Source organism: Winogradskyella ouciana (assembly GCF_009709615.1).
Classification (GTDB): Bacteria; Bacteroidota; Bacteroidia; order Flavobacteriales; family Flavobacteriaceae; genus Winogradskyella; species Winogradskyella ouciana.
Genome location: NZ_WJYA01000005.1, coordinates 329,859 through 345,970 on the forward strand (window position 1 = coordinate 329,859; position 16,112 = coordinate 345,970).

The 16,112-nt window shown below is 33.9% G+C and carries 11 protein-coding genes and 1 tRNA gene; 9 read left to right on the forward strand and 3 right to left on the reverse strand.

From position 1 onward, the window contains the following. Nucleotides 1–5 precede the first annotated feature (5 nt). A complete protein-coding gene (locus F1003_RS09030; protein WP_155089084.1) occupies nt 6–1,904 on the forward strand; it encodes an amidophosphoribosyltransferase in 1,899 nt (632 codons plus the stop codon). Between the two features lie 479 nt (nt 1,905–2,383). On the opposite strand, the gene F1003_RS09035 is transcribed toward F1003_RS09030, so the two are convergent. After that, nucleotides 2,384–2,992 (reverse strand): superoxide dismutase, encoded by a 609-nt coding sequence (locus tag F1003_RS09035; protein ID WP_155089085.1) that lies wholly within the window; start codon nt 2,990–2,992, stop codon nt 2,384–2,386. Between the two features lie 113 nt (nt 2,993–3,105). On the opposite strand from F1003_RS09035, the gene F1003_RS09040 reads away from it, so the two are divergent. The 5 genes from F1003_RS09040 (at nt 3,106) to F1003_RS09060 (ending at nt 12,663) form a co-directional block, all read left to right on the forward strand. Continuing rightward, a complete protein-coding gene (locus tag F1003_RS09040) occupies nt 3,106–6,237 on the forward strand; it encodes a UvrD-helicase domain-containing protein (RefSeq protein WP_155089086.1) in 3,132 nt (1,043 codons plus the stop codon). Between the two features lie 42 nt (nt 6,238–6,279). After that, complete coding sequence (gene kbl, locus F1003_RS09045) at nt 6,280–7,473, forward strand: glycine C-acetyltransferase (RefSeq protein WP_155089087.1); 1,194 nt, start codon at nt 6,280–6,282, stop codon at nt 7,471–7,473. A gap of 127 nt (nt 7,474–7,600) precedes the next feature. Beyond that, nucleotides 7,601–8,998 (forward strand): OmpA family protein, encoded by a 1,398-nt coding sequence (locus F1003_RS09050; protein WP_155089088.1) that lies wholly within the window; start codon nt 7,601–7,603, stop codon nt 8,996–8,998. 63 nt (nt 8,999–9,061) lie between these two features. Next, nucleotides 9,062–11,824, forward strand: coding sequence for a PD-(D/E)XK nuclease family protein (locus F1003_RS09055; protein WP_155089089.1), 2,763 nt, complete (start codon nt 9,062–9,064; stop codon nt 11,822–11,824). Next, nucleotides 11,824–12,663 (forward strand): alpha/beta hydrolase family protein, encoded by an 840-nt coding sequence (locus tag F1003_RS09060; RefSeq protein ID WP_155089090.1) that lies wholly within the window; start codon nt 11,824–11,826, stop codon nt 12,661–12,663. Before F1003_RS09055 ends, F1003_RS09060 begins: the two co-directional genes overlap by 1 nt. 36 nt (nt 12,664–12,699) lie before the next feature. Here F1003_RS09060 and F1003_RS09065 read toward each other — a convergent pair. Then, nucleotides 12,700–12,773 (reverse strand) — tRNA-Ala (locus F1003_RS09065). 103 nt (nt 12,774–12,876) lie between these two features. Next, on the reverse strand, nt 12,877–13,674 hold the full coding sequence (locus F1003_RS09070; RefSeq protein WP_155089091.1) for a universal stress protein: 798 nt from the start codon (nt 13,672–13,674) through the stop codon (nt 12,877–12,879). A gap of 36 nt (nt 13,675–13,710) precedes the next feature. Here F1003_RS09070 and F1003_RS09075 point away from each other — a divergent pair, with 36 nt between their 5' ends. From F1003_RS09075 to F1003_RS09085, 3 genes are all read left to right on the forward strand, one after another. Then, complete coding sequence (locus F1003_RS09075; protein WP_155089092.1) at nt 13,711–14,211, forward strand: GNAT family N-acetyltransferase; 501 nt, start codon at nt 13,711–13,713, stop codon at nt 14,209–14,211. Beyond that, nucleotides 14,208–15,542, forward strand: coding sequence for an MATE family efflux transporter (locus F1003_RS09080; protein ID WP_155089093.1), 1,335 nt, complete (start codon nt 14,208–14,210; stop codon nt 15,540–15,542). Before F1003_RS09075 ends, F1003_RS09080 begins: the two co-directional genes overlap by 4 nt. Before the next feature lie 114 nt (nt 15,543–15,656). Beyond that, nucleotides 15,657–16,109, forward strand: coding sequence for a 6-pyruvoyl trahydropterin synthase family protein (locus F1003_RS09085; protein WP_155089094.1), 453 nt, complete (start codon nt 15,657–15,659; stop codon nt 16,107–16,109). Nucleotides 16,110–16,112: the final 3 nt, after the last annotated feature.

Here is a 16,112-nt window from a genome sequence, read left to right on the forward strand (position 1 = left end):
AGAATATGAGTGATGCTTTAAAACATGAGTGCGGTATTGCACTTATTAGACTTTTAAAACCATTAGATTATTACAAGAAAAAGTATGGGAGTGCCTTTTATGGTGTCAATAAAATGTACCTAATGATGGAAAAGCAGCACAACCGTGGACAAGATGGTGCTGGTTTTGCAAGTATTAAATTAGACACAAGCCCTGGTGAGCGCTATATCAGTAGAGTGCGTTCTATTGCGCAACAGCCTATTCAAGATATATTTGCTCAGATTAATGAGCGTATTAATGAGGAAATTACAAAGCACCCAGAGTATAAAGACAACACTGAACTTCAAAAAAAGCATATTCCTTACGTTGGCGAATTGTTATTGGGTCATGTACGCTATGGCACATTTGGGAAAAACAGTGTTGAAAGTGTTCATCCTTTTCTGAGACAAAACAATTGGATGCACCGAAATCTGATTGTTGCTGGCAACTTTAACATGACCAATGTTAATGAGCTTTTCGATAATTTGATAGATTTGGGACAGCATCCCAAGGAAAAAGCGGACACCATAACTGTAATGGAAAAAATTGGTCATTTCCTAGATGACGCTGTCGCTAAAATTTATAAAGACTTAAAAAAAGAAGGCTATTCAAAAATTGAATGTTCGCCATTAATAGCTGAGCGTTTAAAACTGAGCAAAATATTAAAACGCGCGGCTAAAAATTGGGATGGCGGCTATGCTATGGCTGGCTTATTAGGTCATGGAGATTCATTTGTTTTAAGAGACCCTGCAGGCATCAGGCCTACATATTATTATAAAGATGACGAAGTTGTGGTTGTTGCTTCTGAGCGACCTGTAATACAAACCGTTTTTAATGTTGCTTTTGAAGATGTAAAAGAATTAGATCCAGGACATGCCATTATCACAAAAAAATCTGGTGAAACTAAAATTAAAAAGATACTAGAGCCTTTAGAGCGTAAAGCTTGTTCGTTTGAACGTATTTATTTCTCTAGAGGTAGTGATGCAGAAATCTATAAAGAAAGAAAAGAATTAGGTCGTTTATTGATGCCTAAGGTTCTTGAAGCTATTGGCAATGATACTGAAAACACAGTATTCTCATTTATACCAAACACCGCTGAAACTTCATTTTATGGAATGATTGATACGGTTGAAGAACATCTTAATGCTAAAAAAACTAAATCCATCTTAGATGGAAACGGAAAACTTTCAGCAGAAAGAGTTACAGAAATATTATCAGAAAGACCGCGAATAGAAAAGATTGCCATTAAAGATGTTAAGCTAAGAACATTTATTACTGAAGATAGTAGTAGGGATGATTTAGTTGCCCACGTATATGACGTAACCTATGGAGTTATAAAGTCCACAGATAATTTAGTGATTATAGATGATAGTATAGTACGAGGCACTACACTTAAGAAAAGTATCATAAAAATGATGGACCGCTTGAATCCCAAAAAGATTGTTGTGGTATCATCTGCTCCTCAAATACGCTACCCAGATTGCTACGGTATAGATATGGCAAACCTAGAAAGTCTTGTGGCTTTTAGAGCTGCCTTAGAATTATTAAGAGATAATGACCAATACCACATTGTAGAGGACGTTTACAAAAAATGTCTTGAGCAGGTCCATCTAAATGATAAAAATGTAGTGAATTATGTAAAAGAGATCTATAACAATTTTACTGACGAGCAAATTTCTGATAAAATCGCAGAGCTTTTGAGTGATGAAGACGTGAACGCAGAAGTGAAAATCATTTTTCAGCCAGTTGAAAACCTTCATAAGGCTTGTCCAAAGAATTTAGGAGATTGGTATTTTACCGGAGACTATCCAACAGATGGAGGCAATAGAGTAGTGAATAGAGCATTTATAAATTTCTACGAAGGAAATAAAGAGCGTGCTTACTAATTATCGCTCAAAATTAACGTTTAATCCGAAAAAATGTGTATTTAATCTAAGAAAGATGCATTTCGTCCAATATATGTACTCTTTTAACAAATAACATTTACTTTGGTATCACCATAACATAAGTAGGTTAAGTTCATGGTAGATTTGGGGCAAAAAAAGGTGAACACTGTTCACCTTTTTTTATGGATACCATTAAAATAAAAATCCTTGAATTTTTAATTTCCAGGGGTTATTTATTAACTAAAAGCTAAGTAATCAAAGTAGTTTCCACGCTTAGACTAATATATAGGTCGTTTATCCAAAAAATTCAGAAGTTAAAATGATGTGAACTTATATTTGACTCACCATAACATAAGTAGGTTAAGTTTATGGTAGATTTGGGGCAAAAAAGGTGAACTCTCGTTCACCTTTTTTCATTTTAATTCATAAAAAATCCAAGCTCGACAAGCCTGGATTTTTTATTTGTGTTATGCCACTACTTATTTCGCTTCTGCGTAACGACGCTCAACTTCATTCCAGTTAATTACCTTAAAAAAGGCATCAATATAATCTGGTCTTCTGTTTTGGTAGTTTAAATAATATGCATGTTCCCAAACATCTAAACCTAATATTGGTGTTCCACCACAACCAACTCCTGGCATTAATGGATTATCTTGGTTAGGAGTTGAACAAACTTCAACCTTACCTCCTTTATGGACACATAACCAAGCCCAACCAGAACCAAACTGTGTTGCAGCAGCTTTAGAAAACGCATCGACAAAAGCCTCTTTGGATCCAAATTCTGCCTCAATTGCATCCTTTAAATCCCCTGAAAGGTAACCTTTATCCTCTGGATTCATAACTTCCCAAAACAATGAGTGGTTGTAAAAACCACCTCCGTTATTTCTAACTGCTTTGTTATCCATATCTAAATTAATAAGGATATTTTCAATTGTTTTTCCTTCAAGATCGGTGCCTTCAATTGCGCCATTCAATTTATTAGTGTAACCTTGATGATGTTTAGAATGATGAATCTCCATTGTGCGAGCATCAATATGTGGTACTAAAGCATCATAAGCGTATTTTAATTTTGGTAATTCAAAAGCCATAATGTATTTATTTTTAATGGTTAATATTTCAATTCTAACAAATTTACGATTTTGAAAACAAGAAGTTCTAAATAAATTATTAAGATTCCCTATTTTGGTATAAAATTTATCTTTTGTCAAATTCACCCTTTAAAATATACAATGCTTCTGCTGGTAGTGGAAAAACATTCACGTTAGCCAAATCGTATATTAAAATATTGGTCCAATCCCAAAATTACGATCAGTTTAAATCCATTTTAGCCATTACATTTACCAATAAGGCGGTTGGTGAGATGAAAGAAAGAATTATTGAGATGCTCAAGCTGTTTTCTCAAGAAAAAAGCCTTAGAGAACCGCACCCTATGTTTACTGCTATCTGTGAAGAGTTGTCCATTTCAGCTGAAAACCTTCATAATAAGTCTAAGCACATACTCAAACATATTATCCATAATTATGGTGCGTTTGATATTTCTACTATAGACGGATTTACGCATAGGGTTATTAGAACTTTTGCCCACGATTTAAAATTACCTGTAAATTTTGAAGTGGAACTAGACCAAGAACGCCTTTTGAATGAAGCCGTTGACAGTCTAATTGCCAAAGCAGGAACAGATAAAGCACTCACAAAAGTACTGGTAGATTTCGCCATTGAAAAAGCTGATGATGACAAAAGTTGGGACATCAGTTACGATTTTAATAAAATAGCGAAGCTTTTGGTCAGTGAAAATGATTTGCCGGCTATAGAAACCCTAAAAGACAAAACCATTGCTGATTTTAAAATTTTAAAATCTAGCTTAAGCCAACAAATTACTAAACTTGAAGTTGATATTTTAAAAATTGCAGAAACAACCTTAGCCTTAATAGATGAATGTGGTTTACAGTTTGATGATTTCAGCAGAAAATCACTTCCAAATTATTTTGAGAATTTAAGTTCTAGAAATTTTAATGTGTCTTTTGATTCTTCTTGGCAGAGCGACTTAACAGAGGGCAATACACTTTACCCTAAACGAGTTACAGAAATTATTGCCTCTACGATTGAAAGTGTTCAACCCGATTTGGCCGAGGCTTTTCTCAAAACTAAGGCCTTAATTATAGAGTTAAAGCTAAAAAAAGGATTTTATAAAAATATTACGCCTTTATCAGTTCTCAATGCTATTCAAAATGAACTAAATATGCTCAAGGAAGAGCAGAATAAATTGCTCATTTCGGAGTTTAACAAAATCATAAGCAACGAAATTAAAGACCAACCTACACCATTTATTTATGAACGGCTGGGAGAGAAATTTAAGCATTACTTTATTGACGAGTTTCAGGATACGTCTAAAATGCAATGGAGAAACCTCATTTCGCTTTTAGACAGTTCTTTATCGACTTCACATGGTTCTGTGATGTTAGTTGGCGATGCCAAACAAGCTATTTATAGATGGCGTGGTGGCGAAGCGGAACAGTTTATTGATCTTTATAACAAAACCGAAAATCCATTTCAGGTAGAGGCTGAAGTCTTAACCCTCGACACCAATTACAGAAGCGCAAAGGAAATTATCAATTTTAATAATGGTTTTTTTAAGTTTTTAAGTGAAAATTATTTTACCGACAACCGTTATGCAGAACTTTACGAAAACTCAAATCAAAACTTAAATAATGAAATTGAAGGCTATGTAAAAATCGAATTTTTAGATATTTCTAAAGATGATGATGCTACTGATTTATACGCAAGCCAGGTGCTCAACAGAATAAAAGAGTGTCAAAACAATGGCTATTCACTTAATGATATTTGTATAATTGTTAGAAAGCGAAAAGAAGGCGTAGCCATTGCTAACCATCTCAGTGAAAATGGTATAGAAATTACATCTTCAGAGACTTTGCTTTTAAAGAATTCTGATAAGGTTAATTTTCTCGATTCGTTTTTACGCTTGTTGCTACAGCCTAATAATGACAGCTTAAAGATTGAAATTTTATCATTCATAGCCGAACAACATAGCGTCAATGATAAACATTTGTTTTTTGAAACACACCTTAAACCAAGTATTGAAGAATTGTTTTTAAGCTTAAAGAGTTTAGATATATTTCTAGAAAAAAACGAGCTTTTGCGCATGTCGCTTTATGAGCTGGTTGAGCAACTCATAAGAACCTTCAATCTTCATAATTCATCTGATGCCTATCTTATGTTTTATTTAGATGTTGTTTTAGAATTTACTCAAAAGCAAAATTCAGATCTAGCTGCTTTTATTGACTATTTTGATAAGAAAAAGGACAGTCTTAGTGTTGTTTCCCCAAAAAACATGAATGCAGTTCAGATAATGACCATTCATAAGTCTAAAGGGTTAGAGTTTCCTGTGGTCATATTTCCATTTGCGGATTTAAATATTTACAGAGAGTTAGACCCAAAGACATGGTTTCCAGTAGAGGAAAATGACTATAATGGCTTTGAAACTCTTTTGCTCAATTACAATAAGGACACGGAGCATTTTGGAGAAATAGGACAACTCATATATAACACACATCAATCACAATTAGAACTCGATAATTTAAACCTGTTGTACGTTACACTTACTAGAGCTGTAGAGCAGCTTTATGTAATTTCAAAAAAAGACATAAATAATAAAGGTGTGGTTGCTGAAAACACCTATGCTGGAATGTTCATTTCTTATTTACAGACTTTAGGAAAGTGGTCCGATAACCAATCAACTTATAGTTTCGGCTCACTCATTAATAATCATGAAAGACCAGAGTCAGAAGATAAAAATGAGCCTCTTCGACTCATTTCTGTTCCCAAAGAAGATCACAACCTAAATATTATTACCAAGTCTGGTCAACTTTGGGACACAAAACAAGAAAGAGCGATGGAACGTGGTAACCTAGTGCATCTTATTCTATCTAAGATTAAAACAAGCCAGGATGTAGATTTCGCAATCAATGACTTGGTGGTATCTGGGGATATTCTAAGCTCAGAGGAGAAAGAATTAAGAGATTTAGTAATGGAAGTAATACAACACCAAAAATTAAGCCCATATTTTACAAGTGAATTCGAAATATATAACGAAAGAGATATTATTACCAATACTGGTCAAATCCTAAGACCAGACCGTATAAATATTCATTCCAATAATGAAGCCATCATTATAGATTACAAAACTGGTGAGCAAAAAACCTCATATAAATCCCAGCTAAATAGTTATGCTTCAATTCTTGAAGTCATGAATTATTCCATAAAGCACAAGTATATTGTTTATATAAATGATGCTGTCGAAGTCATTGAAGTATAATTTATTGATAGTATCTTTGCGCAACAACTAATATCAAATTACATGTACGGAAGTATAAAATCACACTTACAACAAGAAATAGAATCCATTAAAGACGCAGGCCTTTACAAGGAAGAGCGTATAATCACTTCTCCTCAAGGAGCAGAAATTACACTGAATACAGGTGAAAAAGTTCTAAACTTTTGTGCCAATAATTATTTAGGACTATCCTCTCACCCAGATGTAATACAAGCAGCTAAAGATACTTTAGATTCTCATGGTTTTGGAATGTCTTCAGTACGATTTATTTGTGGCACACAAGACATTCATAAAGAGTTAGAACAAAAAATTGCAGATTTTTATGGCACAGAAGATACTATACTCTATGCAGCAGCTTTTGATGCAAATGGAGGTGTGTTTGAACCACTGTTAACAAAAGAAGATGCTATCATTTCAGACTCATTAAACCATGCTTCTATTATCGATGGCGTAAGGTTATGCAAAGCTGCGCGTTATCGTTATCAAAATAATGACATGGCTGATCTAGAAAAGCAGCTTATCGCAACTAATGAAAATGGTGCACGATTTAAGATTATAGTTACAGATGGTGTGTTTTCTATGGATGGCTTAGTTGCTCCTTTAGACAAAATTTGTGACTTAGCAGACAAATATGATGCTTTGGTAATGATTGATGAATGCCATGCTACAGGTTTCATTGGAGAAACAGGAATAGGAACTCTTGAAGAAAAAGGGGTTTTAGGAAGAATAGATATCATCACAGGAACCCTTGGTAAAGCAATGGGTGGTGCCATGGGTGGTTACACCACAGCAAAAAAAGAGATTATAGAAATTTTACGTCAACGCTCTAGACCTTATTTGTTTTCAAACTCTTTAGCACCAGCAATAGTGGGCGCTTCTATTAAGGTTTTTGATATGATAAAAAACGACACTTCACTAAGAGATAAAGTTGATTGGAACACTAAATATTTTAAAAAGGGAATGAAAGAAGCTGGGTTTGACATTGTGGATGGTGATTCTGCTATAGTACCAGTAATGTTGTATGATGCCAAGCTCTCTCAAACCATGGCTAATATGCTATTAGAGGAAGGGGTGTATGTGATAGGTTTCTTTTACCCTGTTGTTCCTAAAGATAAAGCCCGAATCCGTGTTCAGTTATCGGCCGCGCATACTAAAGAACAGCTAGATAAAGCTATTGCGGCATTTATAAAAGTTGGTAAAGAGCTAGAAATTATTTAAAATCGTTCCAAACATACTATTATAGGGCATTATAACAATATTTTTATATATTTGTCTTTGTTAATAACATTTAACAACTTACTTTTGCCAACAATTAACACTTAAAAAAATTAAAATTAATTAGAATATGAAAAATCTTAGCAGATTACTTTTTGTTGCAGTGCTTCTTATAAGCTTTAGCACTACACATGCTCAAGACAAGAACAATCCATGGGCTCTTACAATTGGAGCAAACGCAGTTGATTTTTACCCTGTGGGAGAAGATTCGCCTCAAGGAGATTATTTTGACGAATACTTTAATGTAACAGACCATTGGAATATTTATCCTTCACTATCTACGATTTCTGTTTCTAGATATCTTAGTGATGGTTTTACTTTTACTGCTTCTGGTTCTATAAACAAAATCGACAAATTTGGTACTAATTTTGACCCTTTAACTGGTGAAGAGTCAATAAATAGAGTTGAAGATTTAACATATTTTGGAATTGACGGTAGAGTTTCATACAGCCTTATGGATTTAATTAACTCTAACAAATTCGACCCTTATTTAGGTGTTGGTGGTGGTTATTCATGGTTAGATGATTTAGGTGCCGGAACTCTAAACGGAACTTTAGGTTTCAAATATTGGATTACTGAAAAGTTAGGTTTAGATATTCAATCTACTTACAAGCACTCTTTTGAGGATGTTTTACCTAAGCATTTCCAACACACAGTTGGTCTTTCTTTTAAGTTTGGTGGTACTGATACTGATAACGATGGTATCTACGATCAAGATGATGCTTGTCCTGAAGAAGCTGGTTTAGAAATCTTTAATGGTTGCCCAGATTCAGATAATGATGGTATCCAAGATTCTAAAGATGATTGCCCTAACACTGCTGGTTTAGCTGAGTTCAACGGTTGTCCTGATGGTGACGGTGACGGTGTAATGGACAAGGATGATAAGTGTCCTACTGTTGCTGGTTTAAAATCATTAATGGGTTGTCCAGATGCTGATGGTGACGGTGTTGCTGATGGTGATGATAACTGTCCTAACGAATCAGGTCCTGCTGCAAACAACGGTTGCCCTTGGCCAGATACTGATGGTGATGGTATCTTAGACAAAGATGATAAGTGTCCTAACGAAGCTGGTACAGCTGCAAATAACGGTTGTCCAGAAGTTAAGCCAACTGCAGAAGTGATGGAAGAATTAAATAGTTATGCTAGAACTATTTTATTTAATGTTGGTAAAGCTTCTTTTAGAGAAGAGACTGACCAAGTATTACAAGCAATGGTAGCTATCTTTAAGGATTACCCTAGAGCTAACTTTACTATTGAAGGTCATACAGATAGCTCTGGTTCTGCTTCAATGAACCAAGCATTGTCAGAAAGACGTGCAAATGCAGTTAGAGATTATTTAATTGCCAATGGAATTGATGCTGACAGATTAGAAGCTAAAGGATTTGGTGAAGATAATCCTATTGCAACCAACAAAACAAGAGCAGGAAGAAAAGAAAACAGACGTGTAGAAGTTAAGTTGAAAAACTAACTTATACTCTAAAATAGATTTAAAAAACGCTCCGAAATTCGGAGCGTTTTTTATTTTTATATAATGGAAAGTTTTATACAAACGGTATTAGTTAATCTTAAGAAAAAAAACCTTAATCTCGAAGATTTACACTTTATCCTTCCCAGTAAACGTGCTGGAACTTTTTTAAAACACCAACTATCTTCTGTATTAAACCAACCTATATTTTCTCCTCATATCCTTAGTATTGAAGAATTTGTAGAAGAATTATCCGGATTAAAGAGTTTACCCAACTCTGAATTGCTTTTTAAATTATACGAAGCTTATAAATCTCTAACTAACAAATCTGAAACCGAATCATTTGAGTTGTTTTCTAAATGGGCTCAAATCCTATTACAAGACTTTAACGAAATTGATAGGTATCTAGTTGAGCATGAAAAAATATTCGATTACTTAAGCGCCATAAAGGAATTAGATCATTGGTCACTCGAGTCGCAGCAAACGGACTTAATTAAAAATCATTTAAAATTCTGGAGAAAGTTAAAAGACTATTATTTAGTCTTTACAGAAAAGTTGCTCAAATCTAAACAAGGCTACCAAGGTCTTATTTACCGAGAGGCAGCCAACAACCTCGAATATTACATAGAGAATAATACCAACCGAAAACACATTTTTTTAGGTTTTAACGCCCTAAACGAATCAGAGTCAAGAATCATACAAGGGTTGCTTCAAAGTGACTTAGCAAATATCTATTGGGATATTGACGAAACATTTATTGAGGATAACATTCATGATGCTGGTTTGTTTACCAGGCAGCATAAAAACAACTGGAATTATTTTAAAAAGAACCCTTTTAATTGGATAACGACTCACTACAACGAAAAGAAGAATATCAAAGCTGTAGGAATTCCTAAACTTATAGGTCAGGCAAAATATATAGGTCAAATTTTAGATAAGCTAAGTAAAAATAATGCAAAACTGACTAATGTTGCTGTTGTTTTGGGTGAGGAAAACCTATTAATTCCTGTTATTAATTCTATCCCTAAAACAATAACCGATATTAATGTTACTATGGGCTCGCCTTTAAGGTTTGTGCCTTTAGCTTCATTGTTCGAACTATTATTTTCAACCCATAAAAATAATCCTGAAAAGTATTACTATAAAGATGTCGTTGATATTATTTCACACCCGTCAATTTATGGCCTATTTCAATTAGAATCAACAAATTACTCAACTGATATTGTAAACCATATTCAAAAAAACAACTTAATTTACTTAACGCCATCAAATTTAAAAGGACTTGTTGATGAGCCCAATCAAAACATTATAGGATTATTATTCAATTCTTGGAAAGACAATCCAAAAACAGCGTTAGAAAATTGCTCTCAACTTATTTTGGCAATAAAAGATAATCTCACTAAAAATAAACGTCTTAATAACTTAGAATTGGAATATCTCTATCGATTCAACACATTATTCAACCAATTATCAGAGCTCAACTCCAATTATAAATATCTTGATTCTGTAAATGCGCTGTATGGCATCTATAAAGAACTTTTAAACACAGAAACCTTAGACTTTCAGGGTGAGCCTTTAGAAGGTTTACAGATTATGGGTATGTTAGAATCTCGTGTTTTAGATTTTGAAACTGTAATTATAAGTTCAGTTAACGAAGGCATTCTTCCGTCTGGGAAGACAAACAATTCATTTATTCCATTTGATGTGAAAATTGAAAACAATTTACCCACTTTTAAAGAAAAAGATGCCGTTTATACGTATCATTTCTATAGACTACTACAGCGTGCTAAAAATGTCTATATATTATATAATACTGAAGTTGACGCATTAAAGGGAGGTGAAAAAAGTAGGTTTATTACACAGTTAGAAGTTGAAGGTATTCATGATATTGAACATTCCATTATTTCACCAGAAGTTCCCGCTATTGAAAAAAAGCTAAAACAGATTACAAAAACAAATTCCGTACAAGAAAAGCTAAAACAATTATCCTCTAAAGGATTTTCACCATCCTCCTTAACAAATTATATCAGAAACCCTATTGATTTTTATTATGAAAAGATTCTTGGTATAAAAGAGTTTGAAGACGTAGAAGAAAACATTGCGGCAAATACCTTAGGTTCTGTTATCCATGATACACTTGAAGATTTTTACAAACCATTAGAGGGTGAGTTTTTGACCGTGGAGCATCTGAGTACATTTAAAACTAAAACAAAAGCAACGGTCACCAAGCATTTTAAAATTTTATACAAGGAAGGTGATTTTTCCAAAGGTAAAAACCTCATTATTTTTGAAATTGCCCAGCGCTATATTTCTAATTTCATTAATTCAGAAATTAAAAATCTAAATAACGGTAACCAAATTAAAATAATTGCTATCGAAACAGAGGAAGACGTAGAACTTAAAATTGATGGCTTGGATTTTTCTATTAAACTTACAGGTAAAGTTGATAGGATTGATCAGTTTAATGGAGTGACCAGAGTAATCGATTATAAATCTGGAAAGGTTGAGCAAAATAAAGTTGAGATAGTAGATTGGAATGATTTAACCACTGATTATGAAAAGTATAGTAAATCCTTTCAGATCTTATGCTATGCCTATATGATGCACCGAAAAAATAAGATACATTTACCTATAGAAGCTGGTATTGTATCTTTTAAAAATCTAAATGCCGGCTTTTTAAAATTTGGCAAAAAAGAATCGGCTTATAGTAGAACAAAAATTCAAATAATTACAGAGGAAACATTGGCGAATTTTGAAATTGAACTTAAAAAACTCATCCTAGAGATCTGCAACCCAAATATTGACTTTGTTGAAAAAGAACTAGATTAATGATCATCAATAAAAATATAGTTATTGAAAGAAGTGGCAAAAAGCCAATTCTTTTAGACTCGTTTTATCCTGAATCAAAAGAAAATCAACCTATAATAATCTTTTGTCATGGTTATAAAGGCTTTAAGGATTGGGGAGCTTGGAATTTAATGGCAAAATCTATTGCTGAAGCAGGTTTTTGTTTTATAAAATTCAATTTTTCACATAATGGTGGCACCATGGAAAATCCAATAGATTTTCCAGATTTAGAGGCCTTCGGGAATAACAATTATACTAAGGAACTTGATGATTTAAACGATGTTCTCAACTGGACTCAAAACCATTTCAAAAACAATAAATGGGTAAACACATCTCAAATCTGTTTAATTGGCCATAGTCGTGGTGGTGGTATTGCCATAATAAAAGCCTCAGAAGACGAAAGAATTTCAAAACTTATCACTTTGGCCAGTGTCAGTGATTTTGGCACCAGGACTTATACTGTTGGTAATCTTGAAGAGTGGAAAAAAAATGGTGTAAAGTATGTTCTCAATGGTAGAACCAAGCAACAAATGCCACACTATTATCAATTCTATGAAGATTTTAAAGCTAATGAAAAGCGACTTCATATAGAACCAGTCGAAAAACAACTTAAAATACCACATCTCATTATTCATGGAGATAACGACACTTCAGTAAAGGTTGATGAAGCCTATTCACTACATCAATGGAATCCCGACAGTATACTCAAAATAATTGAAGGTGCTGACCATGTATTCAACACCAAGCATCCTTGGGAGCAAGAAAATCTTTCACCCGAACTCAAAATTGTAACTGATTCAATAATTGACTTTTTGAAATAAAAAACTCGCCGTAGTTTAAAACTATGGCGAGTTTTGTGGAGCATATCGGAGTCGAACCGATGACCTCTACGCTGCCAGCGTAGCGCTCTAGCCAGCTGAGCTAATGCCCCAAACAAAAATATTTAATATGTAAAAATACAAATTCCAACATTGCCGTATTACCGTCTTCAACCACTGGAATGAAATTTCATTTCGTGACGTGAATATAGTTTTTTATTTTAATCCGCTCAATACCAAAACTGGCATTTTAGAACTGTGAAAGTCTTTTTTCAAAATAGTGTCGTCTTCCCAAAGCTTATTAAAAAACCCTCTTTTTCTTCGCACTACACATAATAAATCCGGATAATCAGATTTGTAATGTTCTAAAACTGCCTGAAACGTTGTTGGACTCTCGGCAAACTTAATATTTGTTACCAAGTCTTTCAACTCATCATTAAGTTCAAAATCAGCCTCAACATGATATGGAGTTTTTACTAAAAGAATATTAACAACTGCCTTAAAATGATTCTTTATATTCAGCAAGGGCCTTAAAACGCCTTCCTTTTTGGTAATGGCAGATTTAACGGCCATCAAGATTTTCACTATAGGCTTATAAGTATACCCTTCTGGCACAATCAAGGCTGGTATTTGTGTCTGTTTAATGATTTTGCCTGAGGTTTTGCCCAAATACACTTCGTCTTTTATAGAATTGGTACGAGGTTCTAAAATAATTAGGTCAACATCGAGTGCTTCACAAACTTTTTCTAGAGTATCCACAAGTTTTCCCTTAAAGGTTTTGGTATGCACCTCCACGCCTTTGGTATCAACCGAAGCCACATGATCTTTCAAAAACTGTTTCGATTCACGTTCTATTATATGATCGACCTTTATCATGGTTCCTGCTTTGGTGTAAACATTATATATTTGAACCACATAAAGTTTGGCGCCAAAAGCTTTGGCAAAATCAATAGCATATTGTAAATGCGATTTTGCGTTTTTTGAGGATCCAACAGGAACTAGTATTGTTTTCATCAGACATGCATTTAAATGCAAAAGTAAACATTATAAATGATTCGAAAAGGTAGTTTAGAAGATATAGACAGTATAATGAATTTAACCAAGGCTTGTGCTAAGGCCATGATTGCCAATGGTATTTATCAATGGAATGAGCACTACCCCAAGCCATCTGCATTTATAAATGATGTAAAGCGAAACGAACTGTATGTTCTAGAAATTGACAACCAGGTAAAAGGCACAATTGTAATTTCTTCATTTATGGATAACGAATATATCCCTATTAAATGGTTGACTAAAAATGACAACAATATCTATATCCATCGCTTAGCTATTCATCCAGATATACAAGGGCAAGGCTACGCGCAGCAATTAATGGACTTTGCAGAACGCTATGCTATAGAAAATGGCTATAGTTCTATTCGATTAGATACGTTCTCGCAGAACAAAAGAAATCAAAAGTTTTACGAACTTCGCGGCTATAAAAGATTCGGAGATATTTACTTTCCGAAACAAAGTGAATTTCCGTTTCATTGTTATGAGTTAGTCCTTTGAGTGCAGCAATCACATTAAAACAAATCAATAAACTTGCTATACCAGCATTAATTTCTGGTGTGTCTGAGCCTATATTGTCTTTAACCGACGCAGCAATTATTGGTAATATGGATTACAATGCCACAGAATCTCTAGCTGCTGTTGGTATTGTTACTACATTCTTGTCTATGCTCATTTGGGTTTTAGGACAAACACGCAGTGCCATTTCATCCATTGTATCACAATATTTAGGTGCTGATAAATTGAGTGAAGTTAAAAACCTTCCCGCTCAAGCTATCTTCTTAATTACCTCTTTAAGTATACTCATCATATTGGTCACATTTCCCTTTGCAGCTCAAATTTTCAAATTGTATAATGCATCAGGCCCAATTTTAGATTTGAGTGTAGATTACTATCAAATACGTGTTTTTGGTTTTCCGTTTACCTTATTTACCATTGCAGTTTTTGGCACATTTAGAGGATTGCAAAACACATACTATCCTATGTTAATAGCCATTACAGGTGCAGTTGCTAATATCATCCTAGATATTGTTTTTGTATATGGTATAGAGGGTGTAATTCCTGCTATGCACATAAAGGGTGCAGCTTATGCCAGTGTATTGGCACAAATCATAATGGCTGTTCTTTCTGCATTTTATATCCTTAAAAAAACTGATATTCCGTTGTTGGTGAAATTTCCATTTAATCCAGAGATAAAGCGATTTGTATTGATGATACTCAATTTATTTATCAGAACTATTGCTCTTAACATTGCCTTATATTTTGGAACCAGTTATGCCACAAAGTATGGTACTACATATATTGCCGCTTATACCATTGCCATTAACCTATGGTTTTTAGGGGCTTTTTTAATAGATGGTTATGCTAGTGCTGGTAATATTTTATCAGGCAAACTATTTGGTGCAAAACAGTATAAAACACTTTTAGACCTCAGTAATAAGCTTATTAAATATGGCATTATTGTAGGCTTGGTCATTGCTTTGGCTGGTGCTCTTATGTATTACCCAATAGGTAACATATTTACCGACGATAAAGCGGTTTTAGATGAGTTCTACAGTACCTTTTGGATTATATTGGCCATGCAACCCTTATGTGCTTTAGCATTTATCTTTGATGGTGTTTTTAAAGGTTTAGGAAAGATGCGCTATCTTAGAAATGTACTCTTGTTTTCGACCCTTTTGGTATTTGTCCCGGTAATTTTCATTACGGATGAACTAAACTACAAATTATTCGGAGTCTTCACTGCTTTTACACTTTGGATTATTGCAAGAGGACTGCCTTTAATCATAAAATTCAGAAAAACATTTAAACCACTAGTTCAAAACGCTTAAATTTACTGCATCAAAAATGTAAACATTAGCAACTATGATGGGAAACATGCTTTTTTTAATTCTTGCAATCGTTTTGATAATTGTATATTTTGTTAATAGAAATAAAAGACGTTAATGAGTAACATACGCATAACAAAGCAATTTTCTTTTGAAACTGGCCATGCACTCTACGGCTATGACGGCAAATGTAAAAACGTACATGGTCATAGTTACAAATTGGATGTGACCGTTATTGGCGAGCCTATTTCAGACACTTCTCATGTAAAATATGGGATGGTCATTGATTTTAGTGACTTAAAAAAAATTGTGAAAGAAGAAATTGTTGAAGTGTTCGACCATGCAACCGTATTTAATAAAAATACACCACATGTGGAATTGGCAAAGGAATTGGAAGACAGAGGTCACAACGTACTCCTTGTAAATTATCAACCGACCAGTGAAATGATGGTGATTGATTTTGCCGAAAAAATAAAGCAACGCTTACCCAATAATATCAAACTGCATTCTCTAAAATTACAAGAAACAGCGACCAGCTTTGCAGAATGGTACGCTTCGGATAATGAATAATAA

Bases quoted from the DNA above. Each gene is read 5' to 3' on its own strand.
- F1003_RS09070 (WP_155089091.1), bottom strand. From the start codon at position 13,674: ATGAAAACAATACTAGTTCCTGTTGGATCCTCAAAAAACGCAAAATCG.
- F1003_RS09075 (WP_155089092.1), top strand. From the start codon at position 13,711: ATGATTCGAAAAGGTAGTTTAGAAGATATAGACAGTATAATGAATTTA.
- F1003_RS09060 (WP_155089090.1), top strand. From the start codon at position 11,824: ATGATCATCAATAAAAATATAGTTATTGAAAGAAGTGGCAAAAAGCCA.
- kbl (WP_155089087.1), top strand. From the start codon at position 6,280: ATGTACGGAAGTATAAAATCACACTTACAACAAGAAATAGAATCCATT.
- F1003_RS09050 (WP_155089088.1), top strand. From the start codon at position 7,601: ATGAAAAATCTTAGCAGATTACTTTTTGTTGCAGTGCTTCTTATAAGC.
- F1003_RS09030 (WP_155089084.1), top strand. From the start codon at position 6: ATGAGTGATGCTTTAAAACATGAGTGCGGTATTGCACTTATTAGACTT.
- F1003_RS09085 (WP_155089094.1), top strand. From the start codon at position 15,657: ATGAGTAACATACGCATAACAAAGCAATTTTCTTTTGAAACTGGCCAT.
- F1003_RS09035 (WP_155089085.1), bottom strand. From the start codon at position 2,992: ATGGCTTTTGAATTACCAAAATTAAAATACGCTTATGATGCTTTAGTA.
- F1003_RS09055 (WP_155089089.1), top strand. From the start codon at position 9,062: ATGGAAAGTTTTATACAAACGGTATTAGTTAATCTTAAGAAAAAAAAC.